Raw genomic sequence first — 20,211 nt, forward strand, 5'->3', positions numbered from 1 at the left:
GGTGGGGCGTGCCGGTCGGGCACGGGGAGGCGGCGGTCGGGTCCGCCGCCTCCCGGCCGGGCTACTTCGCGTTCGCGGTGTCGAGCGCGTCCTGCAGGTTGGTCTGCAGGTCGCCGAGGATCGACTCCGGGTCGCCGGTCGCGAGGCCCTCGAGCGCCGAGTTGAAGTCGGTGATGACGGTCGCCGCGCCGGCGAAGGCCACGGGGCTCACCGCGTAGTCGTTGCCGGAGACGAAGGCGGCGTTCTCGGGGTACTTCGTCGCGTACTCGGCGGCTCCGGTCTCGGTGGAGGGGATGACTCCGAAGGCGTCCGAGAAGGCGAGCTGCTGCTCGTCCGAGGTCAGGGCCGACACGAGCGTCTCCGTCTTCTCGGCCGTGGCGCTGCCGACGGGGATGCCCCAGCAGTTGCTGAAGGTGAAGGTCGACTTCCCGCCGGGGCCGGCGGGGAGCTCGGCGACGCGGTAGTTCACGTCGGGGTAGTCGGCCGCGAGCGCTCCGTTGATCCACGGGCCCTCGATGACCATCGCCGCCGCGCCCTTGCCGAACGCCTCGCCGGACCAGCCGGAGTCGAGCGCGGCCGGGAACTTCAGCACGCCGTCGGTGAGCAGCGTCTTCACCTCGGTCAGGCCCGCGACGTTCTCGGGGGTGTCCGCGGTGACGGTGGTGCCGTCCTCCGAGAGGAGCGATCCGCCGGCCTGGTTCATGAAGGTGCCGATGCGCGCGTACTCGGCGCCGAAGGAGAGCCCGGTCACTCCGTTCGCGGTCAGCTTCGTCGCCGCCGACTCGAGCGAGGCCCAGTCGGTGGGGACGTCCGCGTCGGTGAGGCCGGCCGCCGCCCAGAGGTCCGTGTTGATCACGAGGCCGAGCGTGGAGAAGTCCTTAGGCTCGCAGTAGAACCGGTCGTCGTAGCTGAACGCGTCGCGCAGCGCCGGGTAGAAGGCGTCGGCGTTCCCGGCGTCCTGGGCGTACGGCTCGAGGTAGCGGTTGCTCGCGTAGGTCTGGAACTGGTCCCAGCTCATGTAGAAGAGGTCGGGCGGGTTGCCGCCGGAGAAGCCCTGGCCGAGCTGCTGCGTCAGGTCGCTGGCGGCGACCACGTCGACCGTCGTGCTGTTCTGCTCGCCCCAGGCGTTCACGGCGTCGGTGACGGCGGTCGTCTCGGCGTCGCCGGACGAGCCGATCATCACGGTGAGGGCGGAGTCGCCGCCCGCGTCACCGGAGTCGGAGCCGCTCGAGCAGGCGGCGAGCGGGAGCAGCAAGCCTCCGGCGAGGATCGCGGCACCCCAGCGTGCCGCGCGGTGGGTGGGGGTCATGGTCTGGCCTTTCGTGGGGAGGGGCGCCGGTCGGAGTGACGGCGCCTCAGTCGGCGGGGTGGTGGAGGGGTGTGCGGAGCACGAGGTGGGGCTCGATCAGACGGTGGGCCTCGCCCGGAGCGAGCGAGCGGTGGACGACGTCGTCGCCGCGCTCGCCCAGCAGGAGCTCGAGCGCGCCCGCGGCCACCGCGTCGAGGTCCTGCTCGATGCTCGGCAGGCCGACGGCCGCGGCGACGGGGGTGTTGTCGAAGCCGACGATCGGGAGGGAGGGCCTGCCGACGGCCACGGCGGCCATCGAGGCGCCGAGCGCCAGCGAGTCGGAGACGCAGACCAGCCCGTCGAGCTCCGGGGTCGAGCGGAGGAACTCGATGGCCGCGATCCGGGCCTGCTGGACGTCGTCCTCGGAGGAGGCGGCGAGCAGTGGCGCGTCGCGGAACCGCTCGCGGTGCACCCGCTCCCAGCCGCTGCGGCGGTCGTCGCCGGTCGCGGATCCGCTCGGCCAGCCGAGGAAGCCGATGCGAGAGCAGCCGCTGTCGGCGAGGTGCGCCGTGGCCTGGGCGAGCCCGGCGGCGCCGTCGACGTCGACCCAGAGGTGCTGCGGGTCGTTGCGGTCGTCGACGCCCCAGGGGCGGCCGAAGGTGACGAAGGGCACGGCCTGCTCGATCAGCCAGGCGGTCCGGGGGTCGCCGTAGAAGGTGGAGGTGAGCACGAAGGCGTCGACGTCGGCTCCGTCGCGGAGGCGCCCGATCCGCTCGATCTCCTCCTCCGGGCTCTTCGCCGTGTAGAGGAGGATGCGCATGCCGCGCGCATCGGCCTGCTCGGTGACGGCGTGGAGGAAGCGGTCGAGCAGGCTGCCGGAGATGCCGTCGAGCACGCGGTCCATCCGGACGCCGATGGTGCCGGACTTGCGGGTGCGGAGGCGGCGGGCGGAGGCGTGCGGCCGGTAGTTGAGGTCGCCGATCGCCTTCTCCACGCGCTCGCGGGTGCTGTCACGGACGATGTGCGGGCTGTTGAGCACGTTCGACACGGTCTGGCGCGAGACGCCGGCGGCACGGGCGACGTCCTCGACGGTCGGCAGTGCCATGCGTCCTCCTCGACGTGCTCTTGATCGTTCCAACCTGGCGGGATTCACCGGTTTGATCGATCAAATCCTTCGGTAAGGTTACCTCCGACGACGCCGCTGTCAACCGTCCGCCACGCTCCGGCACTCCCGGGGCCGGCGGAGGACGATCGGCGGCACGCCCCCAGCACCGACGATCCAGTGAGGAGTCGACCGTGACGACCGAGCGCGACGACCGACAGACCCCGCCCCGCCAGCCCCTCCTCCACGACTCCCTCGTCCTGCTCCGCGCACCCGTGCAGCTGTGGTCGGACGAGGCGGGCGAGGTCGGCTCCCGCCCCGTGCACGGGCTCTACCTCGGCGACGTGCGCGTGCTCGCGGGCGCCTCCCTCCGGGTGGGCGGCGCGGCGCTCGAGGCGATCGCGACCGGCCGCGACGGCGCCTCCTCCGCCCGCTTCACCGCGCTCGCCCGCCATCTCGACGACGCCGCCGCGGACCCGCGGATCCGCGTGGTCCGCTCGCGGGAGGTCTCCGCCGGCGGCGTCCGCGAGAGCATCCGCCTCGAGTCGGCGCTGCCCGACGAGGTCGCGACCACCGTCGAGCTGACCCTCGACCCCGACTTCTCGCTCGTGCACGTGGTGAAGGCGGGGCTCCGCGACGAGCCCTCCTTCGCGACCGCTCCGGTGGACGGCGGCCTCGACTGGACCCACGGCCCGGTCCGCGCCGAGCTGCGCGCGCCCGGCGCCTCGATCTCGGGCACGGTGCTCACCTGGAGCGTCGTGGTCCCGGCCCGCGGGAGCGTCGAGGTCGTGTGGAGCGTCGCCGCGGAGGACGCCTCCGCCGTGGTCGCCGCCGCGTCCGGACCGGCCGAATGGGCGGGGACCGCGCTCGAGACCGGCGACTCCCGCCTCGCCTCCTGGTGCCGCGCCGCGCTCGACGACCTCGACGCCCTGCGCATGGTCACCGTGGAGCGCCCCGGCGAGCCCTTCCTCGCCGCGGGAGCGCCGTGGTTCTTCACCCTCTTCGGCCGCGACTCGATCTGGGCGGCGCGGATGCTCCTCCCCCTCGGGACCGGGATCGCCGCCTCCACCCTCCGCGTCCTGGCCGGCCTGCAGGGCACCCGCCACGTCGCGGACACCGCCGAGCAGCCGGGCAGGATCATGCACGAGCTGCGCGCCACGACCCTCGAGATCCCCGGCGAGGGCGTCTCGCTGCCCCCGCTCTACTTCGGCACGGTCGACGCCACCGCGCTCTGGGTCTGCCTCCTCCACGACGCCTGGCGCTGGGGGCTCCCGGACGACGAGGTCGAGGAGCTGCTGCCCGCTCTGGAGGCGGCGCTGCGCTGGCTCCGCGACGACGGCGACTCCGACGGCGACGGGTTCCTCGAGTACGTCGACACCACGGGGCACGGCCTCGCCAACCAGGGCTGGAAGGACTCGGGCGACTCGATCCAGTGGCGCGACGGCACGCTCGCGGAGGGTCCGATCGCGCTCTGCGAGGTGCAGGCCTACGCCCACGAGGCCATGGTCGGCGGAGCGGCGCTGCTCGAGCACCTCGGCCGTGACGGCTCGGAGTGGCGCGAGGCGGCGTCGACACTGAAGGCGCGCTTCGCGGAGGCGTTCTGGATCGACGACGCCGACGGCGGCTACCCGGCGATCGCGCTCGACGCGGCCGGGCGCCCGGTCGACACGATCACCAGCAACCTCGGCCACCTCCTCGGCACCGGCATCCTCTCCCCCGAGCACGCCGCCCGGGTCGCCGAGCTGCTGGTCTCCCCCGGGCTCGACTCGGGCTTCGGCCTGCGCACCCTGGACACCGGCTCGGGCGGCTACTGGCCGCTGTCGTACCACGGCGGCTCCGTCTGGGCCCACGACACCGCGATCGCCGTCACCGGGCTCGCCCGGGAGGGCTTCGGGGCGGAGGCGACGACCCTCTCGCGCGGACTGATCGCCGCGGCCGAGGGCTTCGGCTACCGGATGCCCGAGCTGCACTCGGGCGACCCCGCCGCCGAGGTGCACGCGCCGGTGCCGTACCCGGCGGCCTGCCGACCGCAGGCCTGGTCGGCGGCCGCCTCCGTCGCCGTGCTGTCGGCGGCGCTGGGGCTCGCTCCCGGAGGCGACACCCTGGTCGTCGCGCCGCTCTCGCCCGCGCTCGCCGGGCCGATCCGCGTGGACGGGATCCGCTACCGCGGCTCCGTGGTGCCGGTGGACTGGGACGGCAGGATCTGAGGCGCCGCGCCGCTCAGGGCGGACCGGCTCAGGGCAGGCGCGCTCAGGGCAGGCGCGCCACGACCGCGCGCGCGATGCGCCGGCCCGAGCGGTTCGCCCCGATGGTCGAGGCCGTCGGGCCGTAGCCGGCGAAGAAGACGCGCGGATCCGTCAGCGAGGCTCCGTCGGCGACCGCGATGCCGCCCTCGCGCTCGCGCAGCCCGAGCGGAGCGAGGTGGCGCAGCTCCGGCCGGAAGCCCGTCGCCCAGATGATCGTGTCGGCGCGCGTGAAGGAGCCGTCGGGCCAGCGCACGCCCTCCTCCTCGATCGACGAGAACATCCCCCGCTCGTGCAGGAGCCCGCGCTCGATCCCGGCGACCACCCGGCGGGTGCGCTGCACGCCCGTGCCGCCGACGATGCTCGGGAGGGGCAGCCCGGCGCGGGCGGCGCGGTCCTGCTCGGCCACCGCCTCCACCGCCGACTCCATCGCCAGCTGCTCGCCGTCGTGGTAGACCACCGGTCGCCGCGTCGCCCACGTCAGCGAGCGCGCCACCCGCTCGAGCTCCAGCAGGAAGCCGATCGCCGAGGTGCCGCCGCCGACCACGAGCACCTGCTTCCCGGCGAAGTCCTCGGCGCGGACGTACTCGGTCGGGTCGATCTGCACGCCGCGGAAGCGGTCGCGCCCGGGGTAGTGCGGGACGAAGGGCGATCCCCAGGTGCCGGACGCGTTGACGAGCAGACTCGCGCGCTCGACCGCGCGGTCGGACTCGACGACGAGCGGCGACCCCGTGTCGTGCGGCGTCGCACTCGTGACGCGCCGCACCGACTCCGGACGGCGGATCTCGAGACCGAGCTCCTCCTCGTAGCGCCCGTAGTACTCGCGGACCACGTCCCGTGCCGGTCGCCGGTGATCGGCCGTGCGGAACGAGAGCCCCATCCGCTCCATGCCCGGGAGATCGTGCACGCGGTGCGCGGAGCCGAGCCGCAGGGCCTCCCAGCGGAACTGCCAGGCCCCGCCGGGCTCCGGACCGCGGTCGAGGACGATCAGGTCGCGCCCGGGGACGAGGCCGAGACGGCGCAGGTAGTAGGCCACGGACAGACCCGCCTGACCCGCGCCGATCACCACGACGGGACGCGGTGGGGCGACGCTGTCCACGGTGCTCCTGACGCGGTCGAGGATGGGCGGCCGTCCGGCAGATCGAGGCCCGGGGTGGCGTGTCCCCCGTCTGCTAAACTACCGCGTAGATTTCAACTTTCCCTGTCTGCTCTTTTCCCCAGCCGGCTCACTGCCCGTCTGGCCTGTCATCGTGAGGGGGTCACCCATGGGGCGCGGCCGTCAGAAGGCGAAGAACACCAAGATCGCCCGTGAGCTGAAGTCGTTCAGCCCGGCGGTCGATTACAGCGCGCTCGAGCGCGAGCTCAGCCACCCGGACGAGCCGGACTACTCGAAGTGGATCGACGCCGAGGACGACGGCGACGACACGGACCTCGTCGAGGAGCCGCACCAGAAGCGTGCGTGACTCCTCCCGTGAATCGGGGCCGCTCCCTCGGGGCGGCCCCGTTTCGCGTGCGGACGGGGATCCGGCGGGTGAGGGACCCGACCTGGAGCGCGGGTCGCTCGGCTGAGCACGTTCTCCCGCTTTCCGCCACTGAGTGCAGAATGTCGGTGCCCCCTGGGACACTGACCGGATGAGCACTTCCCCGCCCGCACGGCTGCCCGTGTGGCAGTCGGAGCGTCGCGGGAACGACCTCGACGAGGCGCGCGACTTCTACGCCGGCTCGTACAACGGCTCCGGCTTCCGGGCCGAGCGCTCGGTCGTGCCGTTCGCGTTCCGCTACACGACGACCGGGCCCGGGCCCGTGAGCCTCCACTCCGCCTCCTTCCTCGGCCGGGTGCGCGGCACGGTGGCCCCGAGCGACGTCTACGTCGCCCTCTGGCTGACCGCGGGGCGCGCCTCCCTCGACCTGGGGCGCGACGAGCACCGCCTCGTCGTCGGACGCCCGGCCATGTTCCCGAGCGGCCGGCCCTTCGGCTTCGAGGCCCTCGAGTACCGCGACGCGCTCGTGCACTTCGAGGCCGCCCACCTCGAGGCGATCGCCGCCGAGCTGCACGGCACCGAGCCCGGCCCGCTGCGGTTCGCCCCCGTGGCGCGCGATACGACCGCCTGGTGGGCCGCGATCCGGCTCCTGCGCGACACCCTCGCCTCCGCGCACACGCCCACCGTGCTGCAGCGCGACGGCGTCGCCCGCATCGCCGCGCTCGCCGCCCTGCAGACCTTCGCCCACCGCATCGCCCCGCTGCCGGCCGTGCCGCCCTCGGTCAGCGCGCGGCGCCTCCGCCGGGCCGTGGAGTTCGTGCAGGCCAACGCCGATCTGCCCCTCGGAGTGGCCGACATCGCCGACGCAGCGGGGCTCACGGTCCGCGGCGTGCAGCTGGCGTTCCAGCGCGCCTTCGGCGAGACCCCGCGGCACTACCTGCGCGACGTCCGCCTCGAGCGCGCGCACGAGGAGCTCGTGTCCGGGTCGGCCGGCTCACTGGTGGTCGGCGACGTCGCCGCCCGCTGGGGGTTCATCAGCGGTGGCCGCTTCGCCCAGCACTACGCGACGCGCTTCGGCGAGCTCCCGAGCGAGACCCTTCGCCGCTAGCCCCGCCGATCCCCGACGGCGGTTCCGCCGAGGGGCGTTCGGGCGTACTGTCCGAGGACCGCCCGCTGCCCCGCGGGCCCGCGTCGATGGAGTCGCGAATGTTCGAACCCGGAGGATCCGCGCGGCCTGTCGCGCGGGTCGGCTACGTCACCGCCGCCCTGCTGGTCGGCGCGATCCTGGTGGGCGGCGCGGTCGGCGCCGCCGTCGCCCTGGTCCTCTACCTGCCCGGCGTCCTCGCCGCCGACGGCCCGCCCGGGCTGGTGAGCTTCGGCCTGCTCATGGGAGCGGCCTCCGGCGCGGGCATCGGAGTCGTCGGAGGCGCGGGAGCGGTCGCCGGCATGGTCGCGGTGCGCGTCGCGAGCCGCCGCGACGGCCCGTTCGTGCTCGGCACCAGCGCGGGCGCCGGTCTCGGCGTGCTGGTCGCCTCCGCGAACCTGCTCGTCAGCCGCGACGCCCCGACCTGGGCGACCGCCCTGCTCGCCACCGCGGCCGCCTGCGCCCTCTGCGCGGCGGGCTCGTGGCTGCTGACCCGGCACGAGCACTCCTGGGAGCGCGCGCACGCCGCACCGCGCTGATCCGCGGCGCCTCCGGGGATCAGCCCGCGTAGGACCCGACCAGGCGGACCGCTCCGCCGTCGACGCCCTTCGCGCCCTGCTCGAAGCCCTCGAATGCGCGCGCGGCGGTCGAGACGCGGCCCGCGACCCACGACGGGACGCCCGAGCGCTCGAGGCGCGCGATCACGCCGTCGGCCGCCTCCGCCGCGACGACGGCGAACATGCCGATGCCGAGGTTCCAGGTGCCCTCGGTGCTCTCGAGCGTCGCGCCGGACATCCCGGCGAGCGCGCGGAACACGTCGGACGGGCTCCAGCTCGCCCGCTCGACCTCGACCCAGGAGCCGCGCGGCAGCACCCGGGCGAGGTTCGCCGCGATCCCGCCGCCGGTGACGTGGCTGATGGAGTGGACGGCCGGGCCGAGCTCGGCGTCGTCGAGCAGATCGAGGAGGGGCCGGGTGTAGAGGCGGGTCGGCTCCAGCAGCACCTCGCCGACCACTCCGCCCAGTTCCTCGGAGCGGTCGGTGAAGCCGATGCCGCGCTCGGCGAGGATGTGGCGCACGAGCGAGTAGCCGTTCGAGTGCAGTCCGGAGGAGGCCATCGCCACCACGACGTCGCCGTCGCGCACGCGGTCGGCGCCGCGCACCTGGTCGGCCTCGATCGCGCCGACCGCCGCGCCCGCCACGTCGTAGTCGTCGGGTCCGAGCAGGCCCGGGTGCTCGGCCGTCTCGCCGCCGACGAGCGCGGTGCCCGTCTCGGAGCAGGCGCGCGCGATGCCGGCGACGATGTCGGCGATGCGGGCCGGGACGACCTTGCCGCACGCGATGTAGTCGGTCATGAAGAAGGGGCGGGCGCCGACCACGACGATGTCGTCGACGACCATGCCGACGAGGTCCTGCCCGATGGTGTCGTGCTTGTCGATCGCCTGGGCGAGCGCGACCTTGGTGCCGACGCCGTCGGTCGAGGTCGCGAGGAGGGGGGCTCGGAAGTCGCGGAGGAAGGAGACGTCGTACAGACCCGCGAAGCCGCCGACCCCGCCGAGGACCCGGCTGTCGTGCGTCGCCGATACCGCCGACCTCATCAGCTCGACGGCGAGGTCCCCCGCCGCCGTGTCGACTCCTGCGCGGGCGTAGCTGCTCGTCTCATCACTCACGCGACGACCCTACCGACTGCCCTCTCCCGCCGCGGCGCGGATCCGGGTCCGCCGCACCGGCGGCTCCCGCTCCGCGCCCGCGGTCACGCGTCCCAGGCCACGTAGTGCAGCTCGGCGCGGTCGCGGCTGCGGTGGAGGTCGAGGTAGGACCGGGCGATGACCTCGGCCGCCGCGTCCGGGTGGCCGCCGTCGATGAGGGCGGTGATCGCCACGTGGGCGGCGTAGACGCCCCGGGGCTCGAGCGCGGAGTGGAGGTTGAGGACCCAGTTCCGCAGGCCCGCGGCGGCGATGTTGATGTTCGCCAGCGCCGCGTGCGGGGAGACGGAGCCGCCGCCGGTGGTGACGAGGATCGTCCCGCTGCCGGCGGCGATCATGTCCGGAACCACCTCGCCGACGGCGCGGAGCGCGCCGCCGAGGTAGAAGTCGATCTGCGGCTGCAGGTTCTCGGGCGTGACGTCCAGGACGCCGACCGGGGTGAGAGCGGAGTCGGCGGGGGAGAACTCGAGGACGTCGATCGGACCGAGGTCGGCACGGATCGCCCGCAGCGCGGCGGTCAGGGTCTCGGGCTGCGCGATGTCGGCGGCGAACCCCGTCGCCTCGATGCCCTCCTCGGCGAGGCGGGCGGCCAGGCCGTCCAGCTTCTCCTGGTTCCGCGAGACGAGGGCGACGGTGAAGCCGGCCCGGCCGAAGACGCGGGCGATCTCGAGGCCGAGGCCGGGGCCCGCGCCGATGACGGTGAGAAGTGGCATGGGAGGTCCTGTCGTCGTGCGCCCCGGGGCGCGATGAGCGGGGCTGCTAAGTTGAGGTCAGCCTCAAGACTCATTGGACCATCACTTGAGTGGCGCCTCAAGATCATCGGGAGGATCGCATGGATGAGCAGAAGGTCCTGCGCCGGGACGCGCAGCGGAACGTCGAGAAGCTGCACGCCGCCGCCCTCGAGGTCTTCGGCTCCCGCGGCCTGGCCGCGCCCCTCGAGGACATCGCCCGTCACGCCGGCGTGAGCATCGGCACCCTCTACAACCGCGTCGGCTCCCGTGAGGAGCTCATCGACGCCGTCATCCCGGCCGTCGCCGGCGAGAAGCTGAAGGGCCTGACCGAGCGCGCTCTCGCCGAGCGGTCCTCCCGCGGACGCCTGGAGCGCTTCGTCTCCGGGATGATCGACCTCCAGCTGGAGGACCCCGCCCTCAACGACGCGATGCTGCGCCGCTTCCCCGACGCGGTCGCCCTCATCGACGCCTGCGACCGCTCGATCGAGCTCGGCCGGGATCTCGTCGAGGCCGCCCACCGCGACGGATCCCTCTCCCCCGACTTCACCCACGACGACCTGATGGCCCTGCTCTGGATGGCGGGCACGACCAGCCGCGAGTCCGCGGCTCCGCAGGGCTGGCGCCGCGTCCTGGACCGCAGCCTCGCCGGAGCCTGGACGGCTCCGAGCAGCTGAGCGGCCGCGCGGCTCCCCGACCGACCGCCCGGCCGATCCGCCGGTCGACGCCGCCCTGAGCACCCCCGCGACCACGGATCCGCCCACGGCGAACCATTAGGGGATGAGTCCCCCGCGTGCCAGGATGGACCGTCAAACCCCCCTGCTATCCCCTTGGGAGCCCCTCCGGCATGTGCGGAATCGTTGGGATCGTGTCCTCCGGACCGGTCAACCAGTCCATCTACGACAGCCTCTCCCTCCTGCAGCACCGCGGCCAGGACTCGACCGGCATCGCGACCGCCGACGGCAGCACCCTGCACATCAAGAAGGCCGCGGGACAGGTCCGCGAGGCGTTCCGCACCCGCGACATGCGCTCGCTGCTCGGATCCATGGGCCTCGGCCACGTGCGCTACGCGACGAAGGGCAACGCCGAGCGCGAGGAGGAGGCCCAGCCGTTCTACGTGAACGCGCCGTACGGCATCATCCTCGTTCACAACGGCAACCTCACGAACACGCGCGAGCTCACCGAGGAGCTCTTCCGCATCGACCGCCGCCATCTCAACACCACCTCCGACACGGAGCTGCTGGTCAACGTGCTGGCGAACGAGCTGCAGGCCTCGATGTCGGGCCGCGACCTCGACGCCGACGAGGTGTTCGACGCCGTCGCCCGCGTGCACGAGCGCGTCGAGGGCTCCTACGCCACCATCGCGCTGATCGCCGGCGTCGGGCTGCTGGCGTTCCGCGACCCCTTCGGCATCCGCCCGCTCATCGTCGGCCGCCGCAGCAACACCGGCGCGCCGGACGACTGGGTCGTCGCCTCCGAGTCGCTCGTGCTCGAGGCGCAGGGCTTCGAGATCGTCCGCGACGTCGCTCCCGGCGAGGCGGTCTTCATCACCCCCGACGGCCGGATGGCCAGCCGCCAGTGCGCGAAGGATCCGCGACTCATCCCGTGCTCGTTCGAGTACGTCTACCTCGCCCGCCCCGACTCCGTGATGTCCGGCATCTCGGTCTACGAGGCGCGCCTGCGCCTGGGCGACCGGCTCGCCGGCACCATCGCGCAGTACACCCCGGGCGGAGCGATCGACGTCGTCATGCCGATCCCCGACTCCTCCCGCCCCGCCGCGATGCAGGTCGCGCAGAAGCTCGGGATCGAGTACCGCGAGGGCTTCTACAAGAACCGCTACGTCGGCCGGACGTTCATCATGCCCGGGCAGGCGGTCCGCAAGAAGTCGGTGCGTCAGAAGCTCAACGCGATGTCGAGCGAGTTCAAGGGCAAGAACGTCCTGATCGTCGACGACTCGATCGTCCGCGGCACCACCTCCAAGGAGATCGTCGACATGGCCCGCGCGGCCGGCGCGAACACGGTCACCTTCGCGTCCGCCGCGCCTCCCGTGCGCTACCCGCACGTGTACGGGATCAACATGCCCTCGCGCCAGGAGCTCGTGGCCCACAACCGCCGCATCCCCGAGATCTCGGAGGCGATCGGCGCCGACCAGCTGATCTACCAGGAGGTCGCCGACATGAAGGCGGCGATCCTCGAGGGCTCGGACGTCACCGACCTCGAGACCAGCTGCTTCACCGGCGAGTACGTCACGGGCACCGTCACCCCGGAGTACCTCGACTGGGTGGAGCGCACTCAGCTGAGCTGAGCTCTGCACAGCGCCGGGCGCGGCGCAACGGGTGCCGCGGATCCGTGCGCCGCTCCATGATCGGAGGGTGCGCGGCCCCGCGCGCATGCACCCGAGGAGTCCCCCGTGATCTACCGAATCCTGCCGTTCCTGCTCACCTTCGTGGCCAAGAAGATCTCGAAGTCGCAGAAGGCCAAGCGCGCCGCCGCCAAGCGCCCGACGTTCGCCCCGAGCAGCAGCCGCCGCTCCTCGTCGCGCCGGGGACGCTGACGCCGCGGTCCCGTCCGCGAGCGCGAGCCGCGGGCGGGACACTCAGCGCAGGGCGGAGTGCCGCGGCCGCAATGCGGCCTGCCTCCGCCGGCTAGACCCGGTCGGACCCCGTCCGCGGGTCGTCCTCGTCGGACGTCGTGCGCACGTCGGCCACGGGCTCCTCGGCCGCGTCCTCGCGCTCGACGATCCGCTCTGCGGTGGTCCGGACGACCTTCCGGCCGACGACCCGGTCGAGCAGCACCACGACGAGCCCCGCGAGAGCGCCGAACAGCGTCACGAAGAGCAGCAGGCTGAAGCCGAAGACCTGCCCGCGGGAGAAGCCCTGCGTCTCGGGCAGCGCGAAGGTCAGCACGAAGGCCGCGATCGCTCCGAGCCCGACGCCGAGGGTCAGGATGCGCCAGACGCGCGGGGAGCGGCGGACGTCGACCTCTTCGCGGGTGACCTCGGGGCGGGCGGGATCGCTCATGCCTCCATTCTCCCCCGCGCGGGCGAGGGCACGGCACCGTGATCGCTCAGAGCGCGTGCACGAGCCGGCCCGCCTGCGCGCGCAGCTCGCGGACGACGGTGCGGACCGAGAGCCGCTCCGCCCGGTCCGGCCGCATCAGTGCGACGATGTGCCGCACGGAGTTCACCCCGCGGAGCGGTTTCACCACCACTCCCGCGCCGCCCGCCGTGTAGCGCGGGAGCACCGCGATGCCCAGGCCCGCCGCGACGAACGCCTCCGTCACGCGGGTCGACGCGAAGCGCTGCTCCACCCGCACCGCCTCGCCGGACGCGGTCTCGATGTCCTGCATCACGCGCTCGAACGGGAACCCGTCCGGGACGCCGATCCAGGTCTCGCCGACCAGATCCGCCGCCGAGACCGTCGCCCGGTCCGCGAGGCGGTGCCCGGCCGGCAGGCCGATGTCGAGAGGCTCGATCATCAGCTCCGCCATCGCGAGGCCGCGGCCGGCCCAGGCGCTTCTGCCGGTGGGCGAGTGGGCGAGCACGATGTCGAAGTCGGCGGTCAGGTCGGCGAACTCGTCGGTGCCGGGGTCCGCGTCCTCGCACTGCACGACGAGTCCCTCGACGCTGCGGAGCGCGACCAGCGCGTTCGGGAGGAGCATCTGGCCCGCAGTGGGGAAGGTCGCGATGGTGACCTCGCCGATCGGGTTGTTCTTGAACGTCTGCCAGACGGCGTCGGCCCGCTCGAGCGCGATCGCGATCTCGGTGGCGCTCCGGGCGAGCTCGCGTCCCGCCGCCGTGAGCACCACACCGCGGCCGGAGCGCTCGATCAGCGGCACGCCGGCCTCGCGCTCGAGCACCTTGAGCTGCTGCGAGACCGCGGAGGGCGTGCGGTGCGTCGCCTCCGCCACGGCCGTGATCGAGCGGCGCATCGAGAGCTCGCGGAGCAGTTCCAGCCGTCGCACGTCCATGTAGAGAAACTACACGTCAGGGCAAGAACAGTTCGATTGTCCTACGGAACACGGGGCCGGACACTGGACGTTGTACACAGCATCCCGGCGGATCGATCAGAAGCCGCCGCAACGAAAGGCAGAACACTCATGAGCATCGCAATCCTCGTCGTCCTCAGTGGCCTCGCCGCGTGGGGCACGGTGTCGACGGTGCTCGTCGCCAGCCGCGACGGCTACCGTCAGGTCCCCGCGCAGCACTGAGCCCCGCCGCTCCGCGACAGCACCTCATCGCGTTCCGACGCCGTCTCCCGACCGGGAGGCGGCGTTCTCGCGTCTCCGGGGGCTGCTGCCGCTCCTCGGGGAGCGCCCCCCGCCACGGCTCCCGGGGGTCGACCATCGGCTCGCCCGCACACGACGACGGGCCCCCGACCGGAGTCGAGGGCCCGTCGTGCGCGCGGTGCGGCTACTTCGCGGCGGTGCGGCGGCGCAGGCGCGCGACCGTCATGCCCAGACCGAGCAGCAGAGCGGCGATCCCGGCGGCGAACGCGGGGGTCGCGTCCACTCCGGTCTCGGCGAGGTGGTGCGAGCCGGCGACCGGAGCAGTGGTCGGCGTCGGCGCGGGGCCCGTGGTGGGCGGCGTGGTCGGCGCGGGCGTCGGCTCCGTGGTCGGTCCGGGAGTCGGGGTGCCCGCTCCGGCGCCGGCCGCGACGGCGAAGCCGACGCTGATCTCGGTGCCGGTGGTGTCGAGCACGAACGTCGCGGTGTGCGCGCCGCCCGCCAGACTCTCGTCGATCGGGACCGAGAACGAGGCGCGACCGGTCGAGTCGTCGGTGACGGCCCGGGTCGGGTCGATCGTCGCGGTGCCGACGACGGTGCCGTCGACGCTCGCGGTCACGGTGGTGTCGGCCGCGGCTCCGGTGCTGAACAGGAGCGAGGAGAGGTCGACGGTCATCGTGTCGCCGACCGCGTACTCGCCCGAGTCCGGGACGTTGTCGGTCAGGCCGATCGTGCGCTGCACGGGGTCGGGGCTGACGGTGCCGAGGTCCTGGATGTAGCCGACGAAGGCGTCCAGGTCGATGCGGCCGGAGTCGGCCGTGCCGGTGCCCTCGGTGAAGGTGCTGAAGCCGTCGCCGCCGCTCGCGAGGAAGCTGCTGGTCACGACGGTGAAGGTCGCGGCCGGGTCGATCGGCTCGTTCTGGAAGAACACCTGCGAGATGCGCGAGCCCTCGGGCGCCGTGGCGTCGAAGACGTAGGTGAGGTCCTTCGAGGTGGAGAGGTTCAGCTGCGGGTGGCTGGAGCTGCCCACCCACTGCTCCTCGAGCAGGTCGGAGATCTGCTCGCCGGTCAGCTGCAGGGTCACCAGGGTGTTCGCGAAGGGCTGGGCGTCGGAGGCCTCGGCGTAGGTGACCACGCCGTCCGCGTCGCCGGGCTGGTCCGGAGTCGCGGTGTAGGAGAGGTCGTCGCGCAGGCCGCCCGCGTTCGAGAAGGCGATCTGCGTGCCGAGCTCACGGGTGGCCCACAGCTGGGCGTCCGAGACGAGGTTGCCGAGGGTCGACTCCGAGCCGCGGTTGGTCGTGGTGCCGTCCGGGCGGTAGGCGCGCGAGATGTCCTCGGTGATGGTGCCGACCTTCACGCTGCCCTCGCGGACGGCGACGGCCTGGGCGTCGGCGACGATGGTCTCGACCTCGGGGTCGGACTCGAAGGCGCCGACGACGATCGTCTTGGCCGGGTCGTCGGAGGTCGGGTCGTCGACGACCTTCGTCAGCGGCACGACCTCGCTGGTGAGCGACGTGAGCTGCTTGGTCGCCGGGTCGACGGTCAGGGACATGCGGCCGATGTTCTCGGCGTAGCTGCCGGTCTGCGACACGACGGTCGGGAAGGCCCGGCCCGCGTCGATGCCCGCGTCGTACTCCTGGTGGCTGTGGCCCGAGACGATCGCGTCGACGTTCGGGGCGACCGCGTTGACGATCGCGCCGAACTTGGGGTCCGCCTCCGGAGTGTTCAGCTCGGCCGCGTCGGCGTCGGCTCCCTCGTGCAGGAGCAGGACGACCACGTCGGCCTCGTCGTTGGCCGCGTCGCCGTCCTGGAGCTGCGCGGCGACCTCGTTGACGTTCTCGGCGATCGGCTCGATGGAGAGCGTCGAGATCGTGGCGGGGCTGACGAGCTTGCCGAGGTCCTCGGTGATCGCGCCGATGAAGGCGACGGAGACGCCGTCCTGCTCGGTGATCACGTACGGGGAGTAGGCGCGCTCGCCGGTCGCGGTGTCGTAGAGGTTCGCGTTCACGTAGGGGAACGCCGAGGCGTCCACGACGCGGCCGTCGACGTCGGCGCGGCCCTGGTCGAACTCGTGGTTGCCCAGGGTGCTGACGTCGAGGCCCATCGCGTTGAGCGAGTCGAGCGTGGGGATGTCGCCCTGCACCTTCGACACGAAGGTCGAGGCGCCGATGTTGTCGCCGGCCGAGACGAACAGCGTGTTCGGGTTGGCGGCGCGGTAGGAGTCGACGGCACCGGCGAGCACGGCGGCTCCGGCGACGGCGCGGTCGGCGGCGAGCCGCCCGTGGAAGTCGTTGATCGAGAGGATGTCGATGGCGACATCGCCCTCGGCCGCCACGGCGGGCGTGGCGCCGAGGAGGGCCGCTCCGGCGACGGCGCCGACGGCGGTCGCGGAGAGGAGTCGGGTGAGGCCGCGTCGGCCCGGGGAAGTACTGCGCATCGTGAAGGGGACTCCAAGCATCGAGCGGTGGATCCGGAGAGGATTCGTGCCGCGTGAGGGGGTTATTCCCAGACAACCCGACGGCGGACCCCAGGTCAAACGATCCGACGACGGCTCGCCGCCGCGTTTACGAGAAGTTAACTCGCCGACGCTCAGCCGACGCGCAGGATGGGGAGGAACGGCGTGAGGTCCGCGCGCACTCCGGAGGCGTGAATCCGCCCGCTCGCGAGACCCTCGCTCCACGGCAGGGAGCCGGTCGCGAGCGGCAGCCAGGTCGCCGCGTCCATCTCGATCACGTTCGGCGGAGTCCCGCGGGTGTGGCCCGGTCCCTCGACGCACTGGGCCGCGCCGAACGGCGGAACGCGCACCTCGACGCTGCGTCCGGGGACGTTCGTCTCGATGATCTGCAGGAGGAACCGCACCGCCGTCGCCGTCGTGTTCCGGTCCGCTCCTCCGGCGAGCGCCGCCCGCACCGCGGACTGCCCGCTCGCCTCGTCGATCCTGCCCTTGGCCATGCATCCATCCTGCCGCCGCCGCTCGCTCCCGGAGGCCTCCCGCCGGCTCCGCCCGGCGTGTCGGCGTCCGCAGCGCCGCCCTGCGGAGGAGGACGTCACAGGGACCAGCCCCGGGGCGGGGCGCCCTATCCTGTCAGGGTGAAGATCCTCGTCCTCGGTTCGGGTGCCCGTGAGCACGCCATCATCACGGCTCTCCTCGCGGAGGAGGAGCACCACGAGATCATCGCGGCGCCCGGCAACGCCGGCATCGCGCGTGACGTCGAGGTCATCCACTTCGACACGAACAGCCCCCGGCTGGTCAGCGACTTCGCGGTGGAGCAGGGCATCGAGCTCGTCGTCATCGGCCCCGAGGCGCCCCTGGTCGCCGGAGTCGCCGACGCGCTCCGCAAGCGCCGCATCCCCACCTTCGGCCCCGACCGGGCCGCCGCCGCACTCGAGGGCTCGAAGACCTTCGCGAAGCGCGTGATGGACATGGCCCGCGTGCCCACCGGCCGCGCGACCCGCGTCTCCACCCTGGTCGACGCCACCCGCGCCATCGACGAGTACGGACTCCCCTCGGTCGTCAAGGCCGACGGCCTCGCCGCGGGCAAGGGCGTCCTGGTGACGGAGTCGCGCAGCGCCGCGATCGCGCACGCCGAGTTCTGGCTGCAGTCCGGCGACGTCCTCATCGAGGAGTTCCTCGCCGGCCAGGAGGTCTCCCTCTTCCTCCTCTCCGACGGCCACGACGTCGTCCCTCTCTCCCCCGCGCAGGACTTCAAGCGCCTGGGCGACGGCGACGAGGGGCCGAACACCGGCGGCATGGGCGCCTACTCCCCGCTCCCCTGGCTCGCCGACCTCTGGGAGAGCGAGCGCGCCTTCGTCGACGAGGTGATCGACACGGTCGCCATCCCGACCATCCGCCAGCTCGAGCGCGAGCGCACCCCCTTCGTCGGACTCCTCTACTGCGGCCTCATCGTGACCGACGCGGGCCTGCGCGTGATCGAGTTCAACGCCCGCTTCGGAGACCCCGAGACCCAGGTCGTCCTCCCCCGCCTCGCCTCCCCGCTGTCCGCGCTGCTGCACGCGGCGGCCACCGGCGCGCTCGCCTCCGTCCCGTGGCCCGCGTTCACGGACGAGGTCGCCGTCACCGTCGTCCTCGCGAGCGAGGGCTACCCCGAGAACGCCGTCACCGGACGGACCATCACCGGACTCGACGCGGCGGCGGACGTCCCCGGCGTCACCATCGCCCACGCGGCGACCCAGCTGGTCGACGGGAGCTTCGTCGCCACCGGCGGCCGCGTGCTCAACGTCGTCGCGCGCGGCGCCGACTTCGCCGAGGCGCGGGAGCGGGCGTACCGCGCGCTCGACCTGATCCACCTCGACGGCGGGCTGTATCGGAGCGACATCGCGGCGAAGGTCGCGCAGTAGCGCGACCTCCGACGTGATGTCGGCCACGCCGCTCCCCGCGCGGCGTGGCGCGGTCGACTCAGAGACCGGCCGGGTACTCGGAGAGCGGGGCGCGGTCGGCGCGTCCAGAACGCTCGGCACGCGTTCCGGTCGACGCCTCGAGGGTGGCCGGGGTGGGGTGGATCCGCGCTCGGACTCGGACCTCCGCGACACGGGCTCGCGGCGGAGGTCGGTCGCCTCGCGGGGGGCGGGTCAGGCCAGGGTGCGGAGGGCCTCGGCGAGGTGGGGGTGCGCGAAGGTGAAGCCGGCGTCCTCGAGGCGGGCGGGCACGACCCAGCGGGACTTGAGCAGGAGCTCGGACTCGGTGCGGAGCAGGAGCGTCGCGGGCTCGAGGACGAAGCGCGGGGCCGGCACGCCGATCCGGCGGCCCACGGCGGCGCGGAGCAGCCGGGAGAGCTCGGTGTTGTCGCTCGGATTCGGCGACGCGAGGTTCACCGGCCCGTCGAGGGTCGACTCCTCGAGGAAGCGGATCGACCGGTGGACGTCCTCCACGTGGATCCAGCTGAAGTGCTGACGGCCGCGGGTGCGCCGGTGCTCGTGGTGCACGCCGGCCTCGCGGCGCGCGCGCGTCGAGGGCCACGGCCCGTCGAACTGCGGACCGCCGAGCCCGAGCCGCGCCAGCCGCAGCAGGATCGCCGTCGCCGGACCGTCTCCGAGCACGATGGACATCCGCAGCGCCACGCGCCGCACGCCGGGCGTCTCCCCGGCGAAGAACTCCGACTCCCACGCCCGCGCCACGTCGACCGAGAAGCCCTCGCCGAGCACGCCCTCGTCCTCGGTGTTCGCCCGCTCCTCCTCGTGCCGGTAGATCGTGGCCGTGCTCGCGTTCATCCAGACCGGAGGAGGAGTCGCGGCCGCCGCGACCGCCCGGTGCAGCTCCGCGGTGGTCGCCACGCGCGAGCGGAGGATCTCGGCGCGGTTCGCCGCGGTGTACCGGCAGTCGACGCTCTTGCCGGCCAGGTTCACCAGGAGGCGCGCACCGTCGAGCACGCGGGTGATGCCGACGGTGTCGCCCCAGCGCGCGTCCGGCCCGGAGCGGCCGATCCTCCGCACCGTCCAGCCGTCGGCGGTGAAGCGGCGGGCGAGGTCCGTCCCGAGGAATCCGCTCGCACCGGCGAGGACGACGACGGGGTCAGCGGTGCTGCTCATCGCCCCATCGTGCCGCACGGCGCCGGAGTCACGGGGAGGACTCGTCGCAGGCGCGCTGCCGGGACGCGGAGTGGGTGGAGGCGGGCCTCGATCAGCCGCCGAACGACCCCGCATCGCGGAGGAGACGCGCCGCGGCGAGCGCCCCGGCCAGCCGCTCGGCGAACCCCGGCGGCACCTCGGCGGGCAGCGCGTCGACCGGCCACCAGGCCACGTCGTCGCTCTCGTCGCTGACGGTCACGGGAGCGTCCGGATCGGCGATCGCACCGTAGCCCACGTCCCAGTGGCGGGAGCAGCGGCCGAAGCCGTCGCCGAGCGCGTGCCGGTCGAGGTCGAGGGGCAGGACGCCGAGCGGCTGCAGTCGTGCCGCTCCGCTCTCCTCCTGCGCCTCGCGGAGGGCCGCGTCGGCCGTGGAGTCGTCACCGGGCTCGACGTGACCGCCGAGCTGCACCCAGAACCGGCCCTTGCGGTGGAAGCAGAGCAGCACCTGCGCCAGATTCGGCGAGAGCACGAAGCAGCTCGCCGTGACGTGCTCGGGGCCGCCGTCGCGCTCGAGCGCCGACTCGCCGCGCTGCTCGAGGAACGCCAGGTACTCGTCCCGCAGGTCCGCGAGCGCGCCCGCGTCCCACTCCCGCAGCTCGTCCGCCAGCCGCGTCCCTCGCTCCCCCGTCACGCGATGGACCCTACCTCCCCTCCGCGAGCTGCCACTCCGGTGCGCGACACGGCGTGCGTGGCGTAACGGAGCGGCAGCTT

Annotated in this window: 19 protein-coding genes; 8 read left to right on the top strand and 11 right to left on the bottom strand. The window is 73.4% G+C overall.

Annotated features, from left to right (window positions below):
- Positions 1-61: 61 nt before the first annotated feature.
- Both C5C57_RS08550 and C5C57_RS08555 read right to left on the bottom strand, forming a co-directional pair.
- Positions 62-1,309 (bottom strand): extracellular solute-binding protein, encoded by a 1,248-nt coding sequence (locus tag C5C57_RS08550; RefSeq protein ID WP_104247391.1) that lies wholly within the window; start codon positions 1,307-1,309, stop codon positions 62-64.
- A 46-nt stretch (positions 1,310-1,355) separates the two neighbouring features.
- Positions 1,356-2,393, bottom strand: coding sequence for a LacI family DNA-binding transcriptional regulator (locus C5C57_RS08555; protein ID WP_104247390.1), 1,038 nt, complete (start codon positions 2,391-2,393; stop codon positions 1,356-1,358).
- 191 nt (positions 2,394-2,584) lie between these two features.
- On the opposite strand from C5C57_RS08555, the gene C5C57_RS08560 reads away from it, so the two are divergent.
- Positions 2,585-4,597, top strand: a complete 2,013-nt coding sequence (locus C5C57_RS08560; protein ID WP_104247389.1) for a glycogen debranching N-terminal domain-containing protein — start codon at positions 2,585-2,587, stop codon at positions 4,595-4,597.
- Between the two features lie 43 nt (positions 4,598-4,640).
- Here C5C57_RS08560 and C5C57_RS08565 read toward each other — a convergent pair whose 3' ends face one another.
- On the bottom strand, positions 4,641-5,732 hold the full coding sequence (locus tag C5C57_RS08565) for an FAD-dependent oxidoreductase (protein ID WP_104247388.1): 1,092 nt from the start codon (positions 5,730-5,732) through the stop codon (positions 4,641-4,643).
- Between the two features lie 166 nt (positions 5,733-5,898).
- On the opposite strand from C5C57_RS08565, the gene C5C57_RS08570 reads away from it, so the two are divergent.
- The 3 genes from C5C57_RS08570 (at position 5,899) to C5C57_RS08580 (ending at position 7,797) form a co-directional block, all read left to right on the top strand.
- A complete protein-coding gene (locus tag C5C57_RS08570; protein ID WP_097167615.1) occupies positions 5,899-6,096 on the top strand; it encodes a DUF3073 domain-containing protein in 198 nt (65 codons plus the stop codon).
- Positions 6,097-6,265: 169 nt separating this feature from the next.
- Positions 6,266-7,222, top strand: coding sequence for an AraC family transcriptional regulator (locus C5C57_RS08575; RefSeq protein ID WP_104257888.1), 957 nt, complete (start codon positions 6,266-6,268; stop codon positions 7,220-7,222).
- A gap of 98 nt (positions 7,223-7,320) precedes the next feature.
- On the top strand, positions 7,321-7,797 hold the full coding sequence (locus C5C57_RS08580) for a hypothetical protein (protein ID WP_104226816.1): 477 nt from the start codon (positions 7,321-7,323) through the stop codon (positions 7,795-7,797).
- A gap of 19 nt (positions 7,798-7,816) precedes the next feature.
- Here the strand turns inward: C5C57_RS08580 and purM are convergent, their stop codons facing one another.
- Both purM and C5C57_RS08590 read right to left on the bottom strand, forming a co-directional pair.
- Positions 7,817-8,926: a phosphoribosylformylglycinamidine cyclo-ligase gene (purM, locus tag C5C57_RS08585; protein WP_104297495.1), complete on the bottom strand. Its 1,110-nt coding sequence runs from the start codon at positions 8,924-8,926 to the stop codon at positions 7,817-7,819.
- Positions 8,927-9,009: 83 nt separating this feature from the next.
- Positions 9,010-9,675, bottom strand: coding sequence for an SDR family NAD(P)-dependent oxidoreductase (locus tag C5C57_RS08590; RefSeq protein WP_104256047.1), 666 nt, complete (start codon positions 9,673-9,675; stop codon positions 9,010-9,012).
- Between the two features lie 119 nt (positions 9,676-9,794).
- On the opposite strand from C5C57_RS08590, the gene C5C57_RS08595 reads away from it, so the two are divergent.
- From C5C57_RS08595 to C5C57_RS18090, 3 genes are all read left to right on the top strand, one after another.
- Positions 9,795-10,367 (top strand): TetR/AcrR family transcriptional regulator, encoded by a 573-nt coding sequence (locus C5C57_RS08595; RefSeq protein WP_104297496.1) that lies wholly within the window; start codon positions 9,795-9,797, stop codon positions 10,365-10,367.
- A 170-nt stretch (positions 10,368-10,537) separates the two neighbouring features.
- Entirely contained in the window at positions 10,538-11,995 is a 1,458-nt protein-coding gene (purF, locus tag C5C57_RS08600; protein ID WP_104247384.1) for an amidophosphoribosyltransferase, read from the top strand.
- A 105-nt stretch (positions 11,996-12,100) separates the two neighbouring features.
- Entirely contained in the window at positions 12,101-12,244 is a 144-nt protein-coding gene (locus C5C57_RS18090; protein WP_181069129.1) for a hypothetical protein, read from the top strand.
- 91 nt (positions 12,245-12,335) lie between these two features.
- Here the strand turns inward: C5C57_RS18090 and C5C57_RS08605 are convergent, their stop codons facing one another.
- The 4 genes from C5C57_RS08605 to C5C57_RS08620 form a co-directional block, all read right to left on the bottom strand.
- On the bottom strand, positions 12,336-12,710 hold the full coding sequence (locus tag C5C57_RS08605) for a hypothetical protein (protein WP_104247383.1): 375 nt from the start codon (positions 12,708-12,710) through the stop codon (positions 12,336-12,338).
- A 46-nt stretch (positions 12,711-12,756) separates the two neighbouring features.
- Complete coding sequence (locus C5C57_RS08610) at positions 12,757-13,659, bottom strand: LysR family transcriptional regulator (protein ID WP_104223768.1); 903 nt, start codon at positions 13,657-13,659, stop codon at positions 12,757-12,759.
- A gap of 442 nt (positions 13,660-14,101) precedes the next feature.
- Positions 14,102-16,351: a bifunctional UDP-sugar hydrolase/5'-nucleotidase gene (locus C5C57_RS08615; protein WP_181069131.1), complete on the bottom strand. Its 2,250-nt coding sequence runs from the start codon at positions 16,349-16,351 to the stop codon at positions 14,102-14,104.
- Positions 16,352-16,503: 152 nt separating this feature from the next.
- The gene (locus C5C57_RS08620) at positions 16,504-16,866 is read right to left on the bottom strand and encodes a sterol carrier family protein (protein WP_104223770.1); all 363 of its coding nucleotides are present in this window, start codon (positions 16,864-16,866) and stop codon (positions 16,504-16,506) included.
- A 138-nt stretch (positions 16,867-17,004) separates the two neighbouring features.
- On the opposite strand from C5C57_RS08620, the gene purD reads away from it, so the two are divergent.
- A complete protein-coding gene (purD, locus tag C5C57_RS08625; protein ID WP_104247381.1) occupies positions 17,005-18,273 on the top strand; it encodes a phosphoribosylamine--glycine ligase in 1,269 nt (422 codons plus the stop codon).
- A 231-nt stretch (positions 18,274-18,504) separates the two neighbouring features.
- Here the strand turns inward: purD and C5C57_RS08630 are convergent, their stop codons facing one another.
- Positions 18,505-19,461 (bottom strand): epimerase, encoded by a 957-nt coding sequence (locus C5C57_RS08630; RefSeq protein WP_104226810.1) that lies wholly within the window; start codon positions 19,459-19,461, stop codon positions 18,505-18,507.
- A gap of 91 nt (positions 19,462-19,552) precedes the next feature.
- A complete protein-coding gene (locus C5C57_RS08635) occupies positions 19,553-20,131 on the bottom strand; it encodes an NUDIX hydrolase (RefSeq protein ID WP_258072734.1) in 579 nt (192 codons plus the stop codon).
- Positions 20,132-20,211 lie beyond the last annotated feature (80 nt).

The organism is Rathayibacter sp. AY1C5, from assembly GCF_002931705.1.
Classification (GTDB): Bacteria; Actinomycetota; Actinomycetes; order Actinomycetales; family Microbacteriaceae; genus Rathayibacter.

Excerpts from the sequence above, each read along its gene's own strand:
- C5C57_RS08595 (WP_104297496.1), top strand. The coding sequence starts at position 9,795 with ATGGATGAGCAGAAGGTCCTGCGCCGGGACGCGCAGCGGAACGTCGAG.
- C5C57_RS08555 (WP_104247390.1), bottom strand. The coding sequence starts at position 2,393 with ATGGCACTGCCGACCGTCGAGGACGTCGCCCGTGCCGCCGGCGTCTCG.
- C5C57_RS08550 (WP_104247391.1), bottom strand. The coding sequence starts at position 1,309 with ATGACCCCCACCCACCGCGCGGCACGCTGGGGTGCCGCGATCCTCGCC.
- purF (WP_104247384.1), top strand. The coding sequence starts at position 10,538 with ATGTGCGGAATCGTTGGGATCGTGTCCTCCGGACCGGTCAACCAGTCC.
- C5C57_RS08575 (WP_104257888.1), top strand. The coding sequence starts at position 6,266 with ATGAGCACTTCCCCGCCCGCACGGCTGCCCGTGTGGCAGTCGGAGCGT.
- C5C57_RS08630 (WP_104226810.1), bottom strand. The coding sequence starts at position 19,461 with ATGAGCAGCACCGCTGACCCCGTCGTCGTCCTCGCCGGTGCGAGCGGA.
- C5C57_RS08570 (WP_097167615.1), top strand. The coding sequence starts at position 5,899 with ATGGGGCGCGGCCGTCAGAAGGCGAAGAACACCAAGATCGCCCGTGAG.
- C5C57_RS08580 (WP_104226816.1), top strand. The coding sequence starts at position 7,321 with ATGTTCGAACCCGGAGGATCCGCGCGGCCTGTCGCGCGGGTCGGCTAC.
- C5C57_RS08615 (WP_181069131.1), bottom strand. The coding sequence starts at position 16,351 with ATGCGCAGTACTTCCCCGGGCCGACGCGGCCTCACCCGACTCCTCTCC.
- C5C57_RS08605 (WP_104247383.1), bottom strand. The coding sequence starts at position 12,710 with ATGAGCGATCCCGCCCGCCCCGAGGTCACCCGCGAAGAGGTCGACGTC.
- C5C57_RS08610 (WP_104223768.1), bottom strand. The coding sequence starts at position 13,659 with ATGGACGTGCGACGGCTGGAACTGCTCCGCGAGCTCTCGATGCGCCGC.
- C5C57_RS08620 (WP_104223770.1), bottom strand. The coding sequence starts at position 16,866 with ATGGCCAAGGGCAGGATCGACGAGGCGAGCGGGCAGTCCGCGGTGCGG.
- C5C57_RS08590 (WP_104256047.1), bottom strand. The coding sequence starts at position 9,675 with ATGCCACTTCTCACCGTCATCGGCGCGGGCCCCGGCCTCGGCCTCGAG.